Consider the following 17,639-nt stretch of genomic DNA (forward strand, 5'->3'; position numbering starts at 1 on the left):
AGAATGTTAAGAATAGACCACATAGGAATAGCAGTTAAGGAACTTGAATCATCTTCGAAATTGTTTGAACAATTGTTGGGCAAAACCAGCTATAAAACCGAAACAGTAGAATCGGAGAACGTTACTACCGAGTTTTTTGAGATCGGAGAAAGTAAAATTGAATTGCTGGTAGCGGAAAGCGAGGATAGTCCAATTGCTAAGTTTATTGAGAAAAAAGGGGAGGGGATTCATCACATAGCATTCGAAGTAGAAAATATTGAAGCAGAGATTGAACGTTTAAAAAAAGAGGGTTTTCAGTTTATTGCTGATAAGCCCAAACAGGGAGCTGATAATAAGATCATTTGCTTTTTGCATCCCAAATCAACGAACGGGGTTTTAGTGGAACTTTGTCAAAGTATTAAGGAATAAAGAAGATAAATGAATGAAGGGCAAATACTTTTAATTTCGTGTATTTAAAATCTAAATTATTAAATGATCAACTGGGTTTTTAAAACTTTTGATGAGCTTACGGTAGCTGAATTGTACTCCATAATTCAATTGCGGGAGGATATTTTTATAGTGGAACAAAACTGTCCGTTTCTCGATTGTGATGGCAAAGATCCCTTTTGTTGGCATTTAATGGGTTGGGTAGATGGGAAACTTGCCGTGTACGCTCGTATTGTTCCGCCAGGATTAGCCTTTAAAACTGGTTCTATTGGTAGGGTGGTTTCTTCACGTGAGGCGAGAGCGAATGGCTATGGGAAACAACTCATGCAAAAAGCCATTGAGAAAGCCGAAGAATTAGGGTTTAACGAACTAACCATCGGGGCTCAATATTATTTACTGAAGTTTTACCAAAGCTTTGGGTTTAAAGAGTTCGATGAAATTTATTTAGAAGATGGAATTGAACATATTTATATGCGTAGGGAGAAGTTTGAGTCTGAAGATTGAGTCTCATTTCGAATAACTGATAAAAACTCGTAAATTAAAGTGCTTCATTTATTGATGATTATCGATTTTTTTGAAAAAAGATTACATTAAGATTTTGCAAAAATAGATAGGAGTATTACTTTTGCAGTCCCAAACGGGAAATAAACGGTGGTTTTAGCTCAGTTGGTTAGAGCGCCTGATTGTGGTTCAGGAGGTCGTGGGTTCGAGCCCCATATTCCACCCAAAAGTGAAAAGCAGCCTCAAAAGGCTGCTTTTTTCGTTATTGTTAATTTGAATTTATTCTTTCCTACCTATTATTTAGCTTAGCACTACAATCTTTAAACATCAAAAATTATATGTCTGCTAACGTAAACTGGCCTGAAGCTATTAAGCCTCTGATTGAAAAATATAAAAATACACGTCACCCTTTAGAATATGGCAATATTTATCAATTAGTAGTAATGGTTATACTTTCGGCTCAAGATTCTGACCGGAATATCAATAAACTAGCTCCAAAACTATTTGAGGCATTTCCAAATATGGAGTCACTTTCCAGAGCAACTGCCGAAAGTTTATACCCGTTTATTAATGGCGTACGCAACTTTGGTAACAAAACCAAATGGTTAATGGAATTGGCCCAGAAAGTGAAAGAGGATAAGAGTATTCCAACCAATTTGGAGGAATTAACCGAATTGCCAGGTATTGGCCGTAAATCAGCGAATGTAATCTTACGTGAATCAGGTAAGCCGGTAGAAGGTGTAATAGTTGATTTGCATGTTGTGCGAGTAGCACCTCGCTTAGGTATCGCCACCGGAACAGATCCGAAGAAAATTGAAAAACAGATAATGGATGCATTACCAAGGGAAGAGTGGGAAGCAGGTATGTCTATGTCTTTTTTAGGCCGTGAAATATGCCGTCCTACAGGGCCTAAGTGCGAAATATGCTTGATGAATCCTGTTTGTCAGTACTATGCAAACAATAGGGCTTAATAATATCTAATTTCTTTTAAACAGATAATTGAAATGGAAAATCTGAAGGAGATTACTAATCCATCACCCGAAAACCTGGTAGTTACTTCGAGAGAAGTTAATTTTAATAGAGAACTTGTTTTTAGAGCCTGGACTGAACCGGAGCATCTTAAAAACTGGTGGGGACCTCAGGGCTTTACCAATACTTTCAATGAATTTGATCTGCGCCCGAATGGTTATTGGCGTTTTATAATGCATGGTCCTGATGGAACGGAATATCCTAACGAAAGTATTTTTGTGAAAATTGAAAAGCCGGAGAAAGTTGTTTTCGATCATTTGTCGGGCCATCTATTTCAGGTAATAGCCACTTTTGAAGAAATAGGAGATAAAACCAACGTGGTTTTTAAGATGATCTTTGATTCGGCAGAGGAATGTGGTAAAGTAAGAAGCTTTGTTGAAGGGGCCAACGAAGAGAATTTTGATAAGCTGGAAGCTGAGCTGAAGAAAATGGCTGAGTAATTCAGCCTAAAAAGATAAATTAGGCCCAATGAATTTTTACATTACCGCATTCTTATTGGGCCTTAGCCTTTCGGCAATTGCCATGGGGATTTTCATTTCCATGAAAATCTTTAACATTCCGGATATTACCACCGATGGAAGTTATACCCTAGGAGCTGTTATAACCGCTGTTTGCTTAACACATGGCTATCCTATTTGGTTAACTTATTTGTTATCTGTAATGGGTGGGGCCATGGCCGGAAGTATCACCGGTTTTATTCATACCAAATTAAAAGTGAATGCCTTGCTTGCCGGAATATTAGTGATGACAGCCCTGTATTCGGTTAATTTAAGCATTCTGGGCCGTTCTAATACCCCTCTACTAAATATTCATAATATCTTCGAAGTTATCAGCCCTACTTCCAACCCCGATATTAATAGTTCTATCGCTTTATTAATCAATATTGCTCTTTTATGGACAGGGCTTTCCTTGCTTCTTAAAACTGATTTTGGTTTGGCCATGCGTGCCACCGGAAACAGCGAAAGCATGATTAAGGCTTTGGGTGTAAATACCGACCGGATGAAAATTATTGGTTTAGCGATTTCAAACGGACTGGTTGCCACTGCAGGGTTCCTAGTGTGTCAGTATCAGGGTTTTGCTGATATAAGCATGGGTATTGGTATTGTAATCGTTGGTTTAGGTTCTGTAATGATAGGAGAGGCCTTAAATCATTGGTTCAATATTCAAAATATATGGATGCAAATAGCATTGGTTGTATTAGGTGCTATTTTGTTTCAATTAGTTTTGGCTTTTACCTTATCACTTGGCATTGATCCGAATCTGCTAAAGATGGTAACGGCTGTTTTTGTATTAATCATTGTAAGTATTCCTCAAATTCGTTTCCGCAAGCAATCATGATCAAACTCAATAAAGTTTCAAAGGTTTTTAATAAAGGGAAGGGAAATGAGGTTATTGCTTTACGAGCAACTGATATTACCATTCATCAAAAAGAATTTGTAGTGGTTGTTGGTTCCAACGGTTCAGGTAAATCAACCTTTTTAAACCTGGTGGCAGGTAGCTTATTTCCAACCGAAGGAGAGATAGCACTTCAGGATAAACCGGTTACTAAATTGGCAGAATATGAACGAAGCAAATGGATTGCAAGGGTTTTTCAAAATCCTTTAAGTGGAACAGCTTCTGATTTAAGTATTCTTACCAATTTTCGGCTGGCGGCTCTTCGAACTAAACCGAAGAATCTTACCATCGGTACAGATAAAGCATTTAAAGAGTTGGTTCAGCAAAAGCTTTCAACACTAAAAATGGGCCTGGAAAACAAGCTGGATCAACCAATGGGCAGTTTATCAGGTGGACAAAGACAGGCATTAACACTTTTGATGAGTGTGATGGATGACGCAAAAATTCTACTCTTAGATGAACCTACGGCAGCTCTCGATCCACGCTCAGCGAATTTTGTTATGCAAACAGCTGATAAACTTATTAAAGAGTTTGAGTTAACAGCGGTTCTGGTGACCCATAATCTTAAAGATGCATACGGATATGGAAACAGAATCCTTCAATTTTCTGATGGAAAGATTGTAAGAGATATTTCTGAAGAAGAAAAGGCTAAATTGGAATTGAATGATCTGTTTAGCTGGTTTGAATAAATTGATAGTCAATTGTCCATGGTCGATAGTCCATGGTTTTCTTAACTATCGACCATGGTCTATGGACTATGATCCATTAACTACCTGCTATAATCCATCTTAAACCTACTCAAATCGGGCAAATGGTCTTTCTTGCGATTAAGCTCATAATCGTAAATAACTCTGCCAATATTACCTAAAAAAGGCAGGCAGATGGTCTCATATTCGTATTTGCTATCGTTGAAAATTTCATCTTTATTACTAAAAACAACCGCCGAAAGCATAAATTCCACTTTGTTCTCAAAATCAACGATGTAGGCGTTGTCGATCATATAGCCATAAGAATCACCAATTTTATTGAAAATTCGAATGTTCGCTGGAATACTATCTTTTCTGTCGCCAAACATTAAAAACTTAGCATATGAAGGCTGGTATTCAGCAGAGTTACTGTAATTTGGATGCTTACTTTCTTGAGGAAGCATTGACATATACTTGTACACAAGTGCATAATCTTCTCTGGTAAGGTTAAATCGTTGAGCTGATGGAACGGTTTCTGGAAATAGCAATGTTCTTAAGACTTTTTGCTGTTCTTCTAATGGATAAAAGTTCTTGTATTGAAAGTTAAAAGGCTGATTGATCAATGAATCCTTAGCATTTAAATAGCCCTTACCCTTTAAAATGGGTTTTAAATTAGCATAAATAGCTTGCGAATTATAAACCTGCGGCTGACTGTAAACTATTTGTCCATTGTTGTAAAACTGCATTGGATTAGTATAACGGGCTGTAATTGTATCATCACCAACCACATACCTGTTGAGAATGCGTATATCCTTAAATCCTTTTGCCTTCAGCGTTTCATTAACATATTGCTGGCCTAAAAACTCATATAGACGGTTGTAGGCGTCATTATCACTCACTAAAAGTATCTTTTTAATATAGTTTGAAATAGAAGGAAGACCGTTGGCAGCAGAAGTATCAACACTAACGGCAATTTGTTTAAGCGAAGCGCTGTCTATTTTCATCGGCGAATCTTTTGTAAGGCCTTTAATCTTGAGGTTATTAATCTTTTCGAGCGACATCAAGGCTAGCGGCAATTTTACTGTACTGGCCGCATAGAAAAACCTGTTTCGATCTACATTATAAGTATAGGTTTTAAACGAAGGGTGATTGTTTTTATCCCGGTTAATTTGAGTGTACACTATCTGCACCTCATGTTTGTCGGCATCATTCAGTATTTCATTGAACAATTCGGGATGAGCACGAAGTAGCTGTTCAACTAAATTCGAATTGTCTTGACTGTGTACATTAAAGGCAAAAGCGCTGATAATTAAAAGTAAAGAAAACTTCTTCATACGAATTTATTGAGGGCTCAATATCCTTTTTTGTATTTGTTTAATCAAATCTTACCTTTGCGGCGCATTGGTCTCCATTATCATTTTTAATGGGGTTAAAAGGGAATCAGGTGTAAATCCTGAACAGGCCCGCTGCTGTAAGCTCATTTGAGAAATCAAATTTTGGTATAATGCCACTGTAATTTATTACGGGAAGGCTCCAAGGAAAGAGTAAGTCAGAAGACCTGCCAAAGCACGATAATTAATTCATGGCTTTCGGGGATCAAAGCTTGAGTGAGATACTTCGTGTATTTTCATTTACTTTCCTTGTTAGTTATGGGCATTTAAAACTCATAAACTATCAAAATTGAAAAAAATCTTTACTTGCTTTTTATTGGCAGCAACGTCTCTTGTTGCTTTGGCTCAGGAAAAGAAACTTAACCTCGACGAGGTTTCAGTAACAGCTACTAAATTTTCTAAAAAATCATCTGAAACAGGTAAGGTTGTTTCCATTATTACTCGCGAAGAAATTGAACGCAGTGGTGGAAAAAACATCAATGACTTACTGAATACCCAACCCGCATTAAATCTAAACGGGGCTAACGGCAACCGTGGTACTAATATTTCAACCTATTTAAGAGGTGCACCAAGCGGATATGTGCTCATTTTAATTGATGGAATGCCAGTTAATGACCCTTCCCAAATTTCAAGCGAATATGATTTAAACCTTATTAATTTAGAAATGGTTGATCATATTGAAATTTTAAGAGGCGGCCATTCTACTTTGTATGGCTCCGACGCGATGGCTGGCGTTATCAATATTATTACCAAAAAGGGTGGCGAAAAACCGGTAAGTGTAAATGCACTGGTTACAGGTGGAAGCTATACTACTTTTAAAGAAAGCTTAGGCGTAAATGGTAGTTTGGGTAAGTTTGATTATAACGTTTCGGTAACCAATGAAAAGTCGGACGGTTTTTCAAGTGCGAAAGACACCTTAGCATCGAAAGACACCAACTCAAATTTCGATAAAGATCATTTTCATCTTCAGGCAGCATCTGTAAACCTTGGTTGGCAGATCACTTCAAATATGATGTTCCGACCATTTGCACGCTTCAGTAAAACAAAATCGATGATTGATTATGGAGCTTTTACTGACGATAAAGACTTCAAAGGTAAGTCGTCGGATGTTGCAGCTGGATTTTCATCTAACTATAAACTGAATGCCGCTGATTTTTATTTGAATTATAGTTACAACAATGTAAAACGATACTTCTTAAACGATAGCATCCCAAGGCTCGGTGAATATAGTTTAAGCGATATGAGAGGTGAGTTGCACAATGCTGAACTATACGGAAAGTTCGACCTTTCAGAACACTTTGAAGTTTTAGCTGGAACCAGCTATCGATTTTCAAACTCATATCAGATAAGTAAATACATAAGTCCGTTCTGGACTTCCGAAAGTGAAATGACCCCAGATTCTACCAAGAGTACCATTGCCAGCGCTTATGCATCGTTTTTTTTGAAAAATCTTGCAGGTTTTGATTTTGAGTTGGGCGGAAGATATAATCACCACTCTACTTATGGAAACAACTTTACGTATACCATCAATCCTTCATTTTTGATTGATGGTAATACTAAGTTGTTTGTTAATATCTCTTCGGCATTTAAAGCGCCTTCTCTCTATCAGTTATACGCTCCGATTTATGGCAACGCATCATTGAAACCTGAAAAAGTTCAGTCGTATGAGGCCGGCTTTCAAACAGTTTTTGAAGATGGTAAAGTGAAAGTTGGCCTAAGTGCGTTTAAACGTAATGGAAAAGATGTGATTGCCTTTACTACTCATTATGTGAATTACAACGAACAGAAAGATGAAGGGATGGAGGTTGAAGGTGAGTTTTTACCATACAAAGGTCTGACACTTAAAACCTATTATTCGTTAGTTTATGGTAAAGTGAAAACGCAAAATGCCACTTTTAACAATCTGTATCGCCGACCACGTAATACGGTTGGTTTAAACGCAGGGTACAAAGTTTCTGATAACTTCTTCGTTTCGACTAATTTAAAGGTAGTTGGCAAATGCGTTGATCCTTTTTTCGATACAAACACCTTTCAAACGGTTAATCTAACCTTAAACAATTATTTCTTATTAGATGCTTATGCTGAATATAAGTTGTTTAAAAAGCTTAAATTGTTTGTAGATTTGAAAAATATAACCGACGAGAAATATGTTGAAACTACCGGCTATAATACCCGTGGATTTAATGTAAACGGCGGCTTAAGTTTGAGTTTATAAATTATCTAACCAAAAATATGATGACCAACAAACCTCGCATTTTTGCACTATTAAGTTTTATTGCCTTGGCTTTAATTAGCCGTATTTATCTGTTTCCTCATGCCGGAATTGCTCCGATCGACGCTATTGCACTTTTTAGCGGTGCTTATTTCGGTCGTAAATGGTTGGGCTTTATTTGTCCGCTATTAGCAGTTTGGATCAGTGATCAAATTGTAAATCTTCAGTTCTACCATAAAATTGTTCCTTTTTATGATGGTTTCTACTGGCAATATGGATGCTACATCTTAATGGTGATTTTAGCTTCATTCATGCTTAAAAAGCCAAAAGTGCTAAGTGTTGGTGGTGCAGCGTTAATTTCTGCTTTATTGTTCTTTGTCATCTCAAACTTTGGTGTTTGGGCTGGTGGAACCATGTATCCAATGAATGGAAGCGGATTAACAGCTTGCTATATTGCAGCTTTACCATACTTAAACATGGCAGTTTTGTCGAACTTAATTTGCTGCGGAGTTTTATTCGGTGGATTTGAATTGTTGAAATACAGATTTCCGAAACTTGCAGTTAATGTATAATCTTATTTAAAAGAGTTTGTAATGATCTCCGGTTAGTGAAAACTACCGGAGATCATTGTTTTAGCCCAATCCTATGATCATTTATATTTCTGGCGGCGTAAAATCAGGCAAAAGCCGCTATGCCCAACAACTAGCTAAAGAACTGACAGAAAATCCGGCGTATGTTGCCACGGCTAAAGTTTGGGATGATGATTTTCATGAACGCATTAAACGCCATCAGGCCGATAGGGGTGCAGAATGGGAAAACTTTGAGGAAACACATAATGTAAGTGCATTACCCATAGCTGGTAAAACTGTAGTTGTTGATTGCCTTACTCTTTGGCTAACTAATTTTTTCATTGATGCCAAACAAGAGATGGATGAATGCCTGAAACTCGTTAAAGCAGAAATTGATAAGCTTCATAAAATGGAAGGGACATACATCATTGTATCAAATGAAATAGGAATGGGTGTTCATGCCGAAACTTCAATAGGAAGGAAGTTTACCGATCTTCAAGGCTTAGCTAATCAGTATGTAGCCGCGAAGGCTGAAAGGGTTTATTTTATGGTTTCAGGAATCCCATTAACAATTAAATAGTTGAATGGAAAAAGCTAAAGCAGCTTTGTTTTGGAGCGGTGGAAAAGACGCCTCTTTCGCGCTATATAAAGTTCTTAAAGAAAGTTTTTTAATCGAGGTGTCTTGTTTAGTTACTACTGTTAACGCTGAATTTAGGCGTATTTCAATGCATGGAGTGAGGGAAGAATTGCTTGATCAGCAAGCGCAAAGTATCGGCATCCCATTAAAGAAGATGTATGTTCCAGCTAATTGTACCAATGATGATTATGAACGGGAACTACTTGCTGTTTTTGAAGCATTGAAAGAGGAGGGAATAACGACTATTATCTATGGGGATATCTTTTTGGAAGATTTAAAGCGCTATCGGGAACAATTGCTGGATAAGGCCGGTATGAAAGGATGTTTCCCCTTATGGAAAAAAGATACTAAGGTTCTGGTTGATGATTTTTTAGCAAATGAATTTCGATCAGTTACTTGTTGCATAAAGTCAGAATTGCTGAGTAAGGAATTTGTAGGGAAGGAAATCGATTCTGAATTTTTGAAAGCAATTCCATCAACAGTTGATCCTTGCGGAGAAAACGGAGAATTTCACAGTTTCTGCTTTGATGGTCCAATTTTTACAAAACCAATTAATTTTAGTTTGGGCGAAACCGTTTACAAACCATATAACTTTAAAACCGAATCAGAAGAACTTCAACAGGGATTTTGGTTTGTTGACCTGTTACCTCAATAAATGCACTAATTACAATTTATCAATCATGTTAAATTTTAATATTCAGCCTGTTAAAAAAGAATTGGCAGCTGAGATCAATCATAAAATCGATTTTAAAACAAAGCCTGCAGGTGCTTTGGGTGATTTGGAGCAAATTGCTTTGAAAGTTTCAATGATTCAGGAAACCCTTTCTCCGGAATTAACTAAACCTCATCTAGTTGTTTTTGCTGCCGATCATGGAATTGCCCAATCCGGTGTAAGCAAATACCCGCAGGAGGTAACCTATCAAATGGTCCTTAATTTTGTTCAGGGTGGAGCTGCTATAAATGTATTTTCTCGCCAGCATGGTATTAGTTTAAAAGTTGTTGATGCAGGAGTGAAGGGGGATTTCAATGGAATGCCAGCGGTTATCGACCAAAAAATAGCCCATGGAACCGAGAATTTTGCCGAACAACCGGCAATGACTTTGGAGCAGGCTGAATTAGCGCTATTAAAAGGCGCTGAACTTGTTGCTCAAATAGCTGAATCCGGTTGTAATGTAATTGGGTTTGGAGAGATGGGGATTGCGAATACTTCGTCGGCTGCTGTTATTATGCATAAAGTAATGGGGATTCCGCTAGATGGTTGTGTGGGAAGGGGAACAGGCTTAAGTGATGAGCAACTAGACGGAAAGATCAAGATTCTTCAGCATGCAGTTGAAAAATATACGGTTTCGTCGCCAATGGAAGTGTTGCGCACTTTTGGAGGCTTTGAAATAGCACAAATGACAGGCGCCATGTTAAAGGCGGCAGAAATGAAAATGATCATTCTAATTGATGGATTTATAGCTACCTCTGCCTTATTAATTGCTCAAGCATTGGTCCATGAAGTGCGTGATTATTGCCTGTTTTGCCACCAAAGTGATGAAAGCGGTCATAGATTGATGCTCGATTATTTAAATGCCCAACCCATTTTAAAGCTAAATATGCGCTTGGGTGAAGGCACGGGAGCGGCATTAGCTTATCCAATAATTCAATCGGCGGTTAATTTTTTGAACGAAATGGCTTCGTTTGAAAGTGCTGGAGTAAGTAATAGTACCCCCTAGACCCCTGAAGGGAGAATTGAGCTAGTGCTCAATGATAGATAACAGCTTAAATAATAGTCCAAAAGTGCGATGGTTGATTTATGGGTAATACTTTAAATATGCAAGAAACACAACATTCCACAACTGAACAAACAAATTTGCACCCTACCAGCTCCACCTTTATGGGACTAGTGGGGCCTCAACTTAATTTATTTTTAACTGCCATAATGTTTTATACCCGGATTCCTTGTCCAAAATGGGTAGACCATCGTGCTGAATATTTAAATCGCGCTACAGTTTATTTACCGATTGTCGGCTGGTTGGTTGGTGGTACATGCGCATTGGTGTTCTGGCTTTCATCATTTCTTTTTCCAGCTACTTTATCCATTCTTTTAAGTATGATTAGTGGAATTTTATTGACAGGAGCTTTTCATGAAGATGGTTTTGGCGATGTATGTGATGGTTTTGGAGGTGGCTGGACAAAGCAACGAATTCTCGAAATTATGAAAGACAGCAGGGTAGGAGCTTATGGTGTTATCGGAATTGTACTGATGTTAGCTGTTAAATTTTTCGGTTTAAATGCTATCAATCCATTAATAATTCCTTTTGTAATCATTATTTCACATTCATTAAGCAGGGCAACGGCTTTGTCGTTTATTTATACACATGAATATTCTCGCGAAAATGAAGATTCAAAAGCGAAACCTGTTGCCCAAAAGTTGCCATTAATAAGCTTTTTATTAGCCATTTTTTGGGGATTGTTTCCGTTATTGATATTCTGTTGGTGGCAAAATGAATGGCTGTATTCGCTGGTTATTATTCCGCTTATTCTGCTTCATTATTTCCTGGGACGCTATTTTCAGAAATGGATTGGCGGGTATACCGGTGATTGCTTAGGCGCCACTCAACAACTGGCAGAAGTAATAATCTATATGTTTTTCGCATCAACACTATGGACATCTATTTAATCCGTCATTCAGAAGTTGAAACTGATAAGGGTATTTGTTATGGACAAAGTGATGTCGATGTTAATGCATCCCTGTTAAGTGCTACAATTGAACATTTGGCTGATTTTCTCCCTAAACGAAAAGTTGTTTATTCAAGTCCTTTGAAACGATGTGCGTTGCTGGCAGAATCATTAGCTGATGAAGTTTATTTTGATGATTATTTAAAAGAAATGGACTTTGGCAATTGGGAGCTGAAAGCATGGTCAGATATTGATAAGGATGAACTCGATCCGTGGATGGAAGATTTTGTGAATGTTCAGGTGTCTGGAGGAGAGAGTTTCGTGCAGTTACACCAAAGAGTAACTACATTTATGGAGGAGATGACGAATGAATGCGAAAGGGAAAACGTTGTAATTGTAACTCATGCCGGTGTTATCAGAAGTATTTTGTGCGAAGTATTGCAAATACCGTTAAAAAATGCGTTTAAATTAACCATCGATTATAGTTCAGTTTCTAAATTAAAATATAATAAAGGTTATTGGAGCGTTGAGTTCTGTAATCATAAGTTTTAAATTATGAAGAAGTTGGTAATACTAACCGGAGCTGGCATTAGTGCCGAAAGCGGTTTAAAGACATTTAGAGATAGTGATGGGTTATGGGAGGGATACGATATTAATGAAGTAGCCACGCCAGAAGGATGGCGAAAGAATCCGGAGTTGGTTCAGGAGTTTTACAACATGCGACGTAAAGCGGTGGTTGAAGCGGAGCCTAATGCAGGCCATTTTGCCTTGGCAGAGTTACAAAACCATTTCGAAACGGTAATTATCACCCAAAATATTGATAACCTGCATGAGAAAGCAGGATCAAAGAATGTGATTCACTTGCACGGCATCATCACCAAATCACAAAGCAGTTTAGATCCTAAATTGGTTTATGATATTGAGGGCTTTGAGATAAAGATGGGAGAGAGGTGTGAGAAAGGCTCGCAGCTACGACCTCATGTGGTTTGGTTTGGAGAATCAGTGCCGATGATTGAACCTGCAGCATATCAATGTATGCAAGCTGATTTGTTTGCTGTTATTGGTACTTCTTTACAGGTTTATCCCGCAGCGGGCTTAATGGATTATGTGCCTTTTGAGTCACCTAAGTTTTTGATTGATCCTAACGCTCCTTATGTTTCTGGTAATGTAAGGGTGATCAAAGAGAAAGCAAGTGTTGGTGTTCCTCAATTTGCGAATTTGATTATCAATGAATTCAGTTGATAATCAAATTCAATTGATAAAATTATAGTTGGGCCAATTGCTCATCAAAGTCGTTATCCATTTGCTTGAATCGGTTCATAACCTGGGTTAAAAACTCTTCATTCAGCAATTTCTTAACATCATCCAACCCAAAGATCAAATCGATTTCAGCTACTTTATAAGTTTGTTCCAGGTTTCCTTTTTCAAATTTTAGAATGAATTTTTGGTTCATCGCCAAAATACTCACTTTACATCCTGGAAAACTAATTTCTTCTATTATTCTCATTAACTATTGCTTTAATATGAAGAGCCAAGAATCTATGAGGAAATCATAGTCTTGGCTCTTGATTTATCCTAAATTGGATCTATTAGTTATTTCCAAAGTTTTTCAGGATATACTCCCGCAGCGATAAGTTTTTTTAGCTCGTTGCTTACAAACTCTTTATCTTCTGTATAAGTAACTCCAAACCAAGTGCTGTCGGTTTCAAAAACTTTAACTTTTGCCGATTTATCTTCAATCATTTCCTGTACAGGAAGTGGAATAAAGAATTCAGATTTTGGATCATTGCTGTTAGCTTTTACGAAATCAGCAAAGCGATCTTTAAAGCGTTTGAATACATCAGGAGTAAAACCCCAGAAGTTCATTGAAACCACAGAGTTATCAGGTAAAGTACCTTTTCCAGTGGCATCATCATATTCAACTTCACCTGCAGCATTACGCTGAATTTTAGTACGCTCAATTACTTCAGATAGGTTGCCGTTAGCGTCAACTTTACAGCATCCGCGTGAAACCGACCCAAAATCTGATAAGGTGTTTCCTAAAATATATCCTACCATTGAGTAATCACCTTCTTTTAAATCACTAGAAAGGTAATCGGCTAAAATTTTATATGCTTCCGGACCGTAAAAGTCATCGGCATTAATTACAGCAAAAGGTTCGTTTATTTTATCAGCTGCAGCAATTACTGCATGCCCTGTACCCCAAGGTTTGCCGCGTTCAATTCCAGCAGGAATAATATCAGAAGGTTCTGTTAAACGCTGAATCGCATATTCAACTTCAACAAGAGGTTTTAATTTATGATCGAAAAGCTCACGAACGTCTTTTTCAATTTCTTCGCGCACAATAAATACAATTTTGCCAAAGCCGGCCTTAACTGCATCATATAATGAATAGTCCATCAAACACTCACCGTTAGGGCCAAATTTGTCAATTTGTTTAACGCCACCGTAACGGCTTCCCATTCCAGCTGCTAAGATTAATAAAGTAGGTTTCATTCGATAAAGATAGATTTCTTAATTTTTAAATATTCGATTATTTCTGAAGAGATTCCTTAATAAAAACAGCCTTTAGGCTGAAATCGTGTAAATATCTTAATTTATTCTTAAAAGAAAGATTAAAATGAAGGTTAATAATTCAAGAGAACTGTAATTAAAATAATACGCTATCGATTGCGTAATTATTAAATTGTTTAATAAAGCTAGGGTGTATGTGGGAAATCTTTTTTAGGTTAGGCCAGAAATAATTTTAACCAAGAGAAAATTTATATAATGTCAAATTCTACTTCAACACTTGCAACCGAAATCGAAAAACCTTCGGTTTCGCGCGGATTCCTTTCTCCAATTGTGATTATAGGTATCTTGTTTTTCATTTTCGGTTTTGTTACCTGGGCCAATGGAACATTAATACCTTTCTTTAAATTATCATTCGGATTATCTGATATTCAAGCCTTTCTTGTAACATTTGCCTCTTATATGGCTTATTTCTTTTTGGCTTTACCTTCGTCATGGATATTAAAGAAAATTGGATTTAAAAACGGAATTATTGTTGGTTTATTGGTATTAGGTATAGGGTCTTTGATTTTTATTCCTGCTGCCAAGACACGTACTTTTGGATTGTTTTTAACTGGTATTTTTGTTCAGGGAGCTGCTTTGGCTTTGTTACAAACTGCTGCTAATCCATATCTTGCCATTATTGGCCCAATTGAAAGTGCTGCCAAACGGATTAGTATCGTAGGTATCTGCAACAAATTTGCCGGAATTCTGGTTCCTTTCATTATGGGTAGCATTTTTTTAAAAAATGCGCATGATGTGGAAGCGAAAATTGCAGCAGCTACAGGTTTGGATAAAGAGCAATTGTTAAACGATGTTTTAGGCCGTGTAAATACTCCTTACATTGTTTTAGCCATTGTTTTCATTTTGTTTGCTTTGTTGATTAAGGTTACTGATTTACCAGAAGTACAAGTTGAAGAAGATGTTGTTGATGATGCCAGTGGCGAGGTAATTCAGCATAAAAGTATATTCCAGTTTCCACACTTGTTCTTAGGAGCCTTTTGTATTTTCGTTTACGTAGCTGCAGAGGTTATGGCCGGAGATATTATTGGTGTATATGGAAAAGAGTTAGGTATTCATGCTGACATAGCCAAATATTTTACGGCATTAACTCTTTCTAGTATGTTAATTGGATATGTTTTAGGGATTGTGACTATTCCAAAATATATTTCGCAGCAAGGAGCTTTGAGAGTTTGTGCTAGCTTGGGAATTCTATTCTCTATTCTTGCATATGTTAGCACCGGCTATGTATCAGTTATATTTATTGCTTTGTTAGGTTTAGCCAATTCATTAATGTGGCCTGCAATTTTCCCATTGGGTATTAGTCATTTGGGCAAGTTTACTAAAACAGGTTCTGCAATTATGATTATGGGTATTGCAGGTGGAGCTATATGGCCATTGTTTTATGCATTTTTAAAGGATAACTTACACTTTAACTTTCAGTTTGCATACTTTTTAGCGGTATTGCCATGTTACTTATACATTTTATATTTTGCAGTTGCAGGGCATAAAGTTGGTCTAAAACACAAATATTAATCAAGATTTTAATTAAAAGATCTAATAAGCAAGAGGCTGTCCCAATGATGAAGGGCAGCCTCTTTCATTTAGCGGTAAGGCTTGTATTTGTGAGAAATAACGTGAAAGATCCTAAATAGACACAAGCTAGTGGTATTAAAATATGTTTATGGAAAAGGCCTTGTTGTTGGTGTATTAAGGCCTTTTTTGTAAATTAATGCCCTTAACCTCAATAATGTAAGGAGTACACTAATATTATTTTTTTGATTTTTAGAAATAGTATTTAGATTAGCCAATTAATATTTTGAAAATTACGTTCTTGGCGTAATTTAAAATCAATTATTCACTACTTAAAATAATTAAAGTTCACCACTACTTACCATGACAGATTCATCATTAACTCAGACTTTACCCCCGGCTAAACAGTCGACTCAATGGGGGCAATTTATCCCTTTAGTAATCGTATTCTTCTTTTGGGGATTTGTTGCTGCTAGTAACGACATTCTTATCCCTGTATTCAAAAAAGCATTTAGCTTAACGCAAAGTGAAAGTCAACTAGTAGCTTTTGCATTCTATATTGCATATACAGTGGGTTCTCTTATTTACTGGGGAATTTCCGTTTTAATAAAAGAAGATTTAGTCAATAAAATCGGATACAAAAATGGATTGTCAGTTGGATTAATTGTTTCTGCATTGGGTACGCTTTTGTTTTATCCTGCTGCCAATACAGGCTCTTTTGCATTAATGTTAGCAGGTCTTTTTATTGTTGGTCTGGGATTTTCATTACAGCAAACTGTGGCAAATCCTTTAGCAATTGCCATGGGACCAATTAATACAGGTTCACAACGTTTAACATTGGCAGGAGGTATCAATAATCTTGGTACTACAATAGGTCCTTTAATTGTAAGTTTTGCCATTTTTGGTTCAAGTGCAGATAGCAATACGAATGCAAGTATTGAAAGTGTAAAGATTCCTTACCTAGTTCTAGGAGTTGCTTTTTTTCTAGTTGCTGTTTTATTAAAATTCTCCTCAATACCTGATCGACCTGAATTAATTGAAGAAGACGATTCTCATGATAAGGTAACAGTAAAAACATCGGCCTTGCAATACTCTCAATTAGTATTGGGTATGGTTGCCATATTTTTATATGTTGGAGTTGAAGTTTCTACTGCAAGTAATTTACCTGCGTACATGGAAAGTAAATTAGGTTTTTTAACTAAAGAGGTAGCACCATACATATCTTTATATTGGGCAAGTTTAATGATTGGTCGTTGGACTGGCGCTGTTGAAGCCTTTACTGAAAATATGAGTTTGCAAAAAATTCTACGTTTCATAGCTCCTTATTTAGCATTTGGTGTTTTCTTAGCTGTTAATGCAATTGCAAAACATGATTTGACACCATTTTATGTATATGCAGCAGTAATCGTAGTCTTAATTGTTGCTGACATGGCAAGTAAAGGTAACCCAGCAAGAATGCTTCTTATTTTTTCTTCTTTGGGTATTTTAGCAACTGCCATTGGTATGGTAACTACAGGAATGGTGAGTGTATATGCTTTCACAAGTGTAGGTTTATTCTGTAGTACATTATGGCCATGTATCTTTACTTTGGCTGTAAGCGGATTGGGAAAACACACTAGTCAAGGTAGTAGTTTCTTGATTATGATGATTATGGGCGGTGGTTTTGTCAGTGTCTTTCAAGGTAAAGTTGCCGAAATGATCGGAATACAAAATAGTTATATCGTAGGTATCGCTTGTTTTGCTTACCTGGCTTTTTATGCCTGGAAAGTTAGCGGGATCTTAAGAGCGCACGGAATTGACTTTGATAAAAAAGCAGCTGGTGGACATTAAGAAGCAGCTCTGGCTCACTAATAATATCTAAGTTTTTATAGAAACGGGATTTCAATTTTGAAATCCCGTTTTGTTTTAGAATGCGTTTGTTAATTCAGTCAATTAAGAGTTTTCGGGAAATTCAAGGATCAACCTTGATTAAAACAACAAAAGAGGCTGTCTCAAAAGGACGGCCTCTTTCTATTTTCAGGGGTTATCAACAAGTTAAAGCAGGAT

The 17,639-nt window shown here is 37.0% G+C and carries 19 protein-coding genes, 1 tRNA gene and 1 riboswitch; of the genes, 17 read left to right on the forward strand and 3 right to left on the reverse strand.

Going from position 1 to position 17,639, the window contains the following annotated elements; genetic code table 11:
• The first annotated feature begins 3 nt into the window (after window positions 1-3).
• From mce to NF867_RS13205, 7 genes are all read left to right on the forward strand, one after another.
• A complete protein-coding gene (gene mce / locus NF867_RS13175; protein ID WP_252588468.1) occupies window positions 4-408 on the forward strand; it encodes a methylmalonyl-CoA epimerase in 405 nt (134 codons plus the stop codon).
• 63 nt (window positions 409-471) lie between these two features.
• Window positions 472-930, forward strand: coding sequence for a GNAT family N-acetyltransferase (locus NF867_RS13180; protein WP_252588469.1), 459 nt, complete (start codon window positions 472-474; stop codon window positions 928-930).
• A gap of 146 nt (window positions 931-1,076) precedes the next feature.
• A tRNA-His gene (locus NF867_RS13185) sits at window positions 1,077-1,152 on the forward strand.
• Window positions 1,153-1,265: 113 nt separating this feature from the next.
• Window positions 1,266-1,898 (forward strand): endonuclease III domain-containing protein, encoded by a 633-nt coding sequence (locus NF867_RS13190; RefSeq protein ID WP_252588470.1) that lies wholly within the window; start codon window positions 1,266-1,268, stop codon window positions 1,896-1,898.
• A gap of 33 nt (window positions 1,899-1,931) precedes the next feature.
• Window positions 1,932-2,396: an SRPBCC family protein gene (locus NF867_RS13195; protein WP_252588471.1), complete on the forward strand. Its 465-nt coding sequence runs from the start codon at window positions 1,932-1,934 to the stop codon at window positions 2,394-2,396.
• Window positions 2,397-2,424: 28 nt separating this feature from the next.
• Window positions 2,425-3,294, forward strand: coding sequence for an ABC transporter permease (locus NF867_RS13200; RefSeq protein WP_252588472.1), 870 nt, complete (start codon window positions 2,425-2,427; stop codon window positions 3,292-3,294).
• Window positions 3,291-4,040, forward strand: a complete 750-nt coding sequence (locus NF867_RS13205) for an ABC transporter ATP-binding protein (RefSeq protein WP_252588473.1) — start codon at window positions 3,291-3,293, stop codon at window positions 4,038-4,040. Before NF867_RS13200 ends, NF867_RS13205 begins: the two co-directional genes overlap by 4 nt.
• 80 nt (window positions 4,041-4,120) lie before the next feature.
• Here the strand turns inward: NF867_RS13205 and NF867_RS13210 are convergent, their stop codons facing one another.
• Window positions 4,121-5,371, reverse strand: coding sequence for a serine hydrolase (locus NF867_RS13210; RefSeq protein ID WP_252588474.1), 1,251 nt, complete (start codon window positions 5,369-5,371; stop codon window positions 4,121-4,123).
• Between the two features lie 51 nt (window positions 5,372-5,422).
• Window positions 5,423-5,617, forward strand: a riboswitch (cobalamin riboswitch).
• Window positions 5,618-5,717: 100 nt separating this feature from the next.
• Here NF867_RS13210 and NF867_RS13215 point away from each other — a divergent pair.
• The 8 genes from NF867_RS13215 to NF867_RS13250 all read left to right on the forward strand — a co-directional run bounded on the left by NF867_RS13215 (window position 5,718) and on the right by NF867_RS13250 (window position 12,752).
• On the forward strand, window positions 5,718-7,643 hold the full coding sequence (locus NF867_RS13215) for a TonB-dependent receptor plug domain-containing protein (protein WP_252588475.1): 1,926 nt from the start codon (window positions 5,718-5,720) through the stop codon (window positions 7,641-7,643).
• 17 nt (window positions 7,644-7,660) lie between these two features.
• Complete coding sequence (locus tag NF867_RS13220) at window positions 7,661-8,212, forward strand: DUF6580 family putative transport protein (RefSeq protein ID WP_252588476.1); 552 nt, start codon at window positions 7,661-7,663, stop codon at window positions 8,210-8,212.
• Window positions 8,213-8,285: 73 nt separating this feature from the next.
• Window positions 8,286-8,789 carry a bifunctional adenosylcobinamide kinase/adenosylcobinamide-phosphate guanylyltransferase gene (locus NF867_RS13225; protein WP_252588477.1) on the forward strand — a complete coding sequence of 168 codons (504 nt, stop codon included), beginning with the start codon at window positions 8,286-8,288 and terminating at the stop codon, window positions 8,787-8,789.
• A gap of 4 nt (window positions 8,790-8,793) precedes the next feature.
• Window positions 8,794-9,501, forward strand: a complete 708-nt coding sequence (locus tag NF867_RS13230) for a Dph6-related ATP pyrophosphatase (protein WP_252588478.1) — start codon at window positions 8,794-8,796, stop codon at window positions 9,499-9,501.
• A 25-nt stretch (window positions 9,502-9,526) separates the two neighbouring features.
• Window positions 9,527-10,564 carry a nicotinate-nucleotide--dimethylbenzimidazole phosphoribosyltransferase gene (gene cobT, locus NF867_RS13235; protein WP_252588479.1) on the forward strand — a complete coding sequence of 346 codons (1,038 nt, stop codon included), beginning with the start codon at window positions 9,527-9,529 and terminating at the stop codon, window positions 10,562-10,564.
• Between the two features lie 98 nt (window positions 10,565-10,662).
• Window positions 10,663-11,511, forward strand: a complete 849-nt coding sequence (locus NF867_RS13240; protein ID WP_252588480.1) for an adenosylcobinamide-GDP ribazoletransferase — start codon at window positions 10,663-10,665, stop codon at window positions 11,509-11,511.
• Entirely contained in the window at window positions 11,496-12,062 is a 567-nt protein-coding gene (gene cobC / locus NF867_RS13245) for an alpha-ribazole phosphatase (RefSeq protein WP_252588481.1), read from the forward strand. Before NF867_RS13240 ends, cobC begins: the two co-directional genes overlap by 16 nt.
• Window positions 12,063-12,065: 3 nt before the next feature.
• On the forward strand, window positions 12,066-12,752 hold the full coding sequence (locus tag NF867_RS13250; protein WP_252588482.1) for an SIR2 family NAD-dependent protein deacylase: 687 nt from the start codon (window positions 12,066-12,068) through the stop codon (window positions 12,750-12,752).
• Window positions 12,753-12,774: 22 nt separating this feature from the next.
• Here NF867_RS13250 and NF867_RS13255 read toward each other — a convergent pair whose 3' ends face one another.
• Entirely contained in the window at window positions 12,775-13,017 is a 243-nt protein-coding gene (locus tag NF867_RS13255) for a hypothetical protein (RefSeq protein WP_252588483.1), read from the reverse strand.
• 86 nt (window positions 13,018-13,103) lie between these two features.
• Window positions 13,104-14,006 (reverse strand): nucleotidyltransferase family protein, encoded by a 903-nt coding sequence (locus NF867_RS13260; protein ID WP_252588484.1) that lies wholly within the window; start codon window positions 14,004-14,006, stop codon window positions 13,104-13,106.
• Window positions 14,007-14,279: 273 nt separating this feature from the next.
• Between NF867_RS13260 and NF867_RS13265 the strand changes: the two genes are divergently transcribed.
• Both NF867_RS13265 and NF867_RS13270 read left to right on the forward strand, forming a co-directional pair.
• On the forward strand, window positions 14,280-15,596 hold the full coding sequence (locus tag NF867_RS13265; protein WP_252588485.1) for a sugar MFS transporter: 1,317 nt from the start codon (window positions 14,280-14,282) through the stop codon (window positions 15,594-15,596).
• 360 nt (window positions 15,597-15,956) lie between these two features.
• On the forward strand, window positions 15,957-17,423 hold the full coding sequence (locus NF867_RS13270) for an MFS transporter (protein WP_252588486.1): 1,467 nt from the start codon (window positions 15,957-15,959) through the stop codon (window positions 17,421-17,423).
• Window positions 17,424-17,639 lie beyond the last annotated feature (216 nt).

It is taken from the genome of Solitalea agri (assembly GCF_023914155.1).
GTDB lineage: Bacteria > Bacteroidota > Bacteroidia > Sphingobacteriales > Sphingobacteriaceae > Solitalea > Solitalea agri.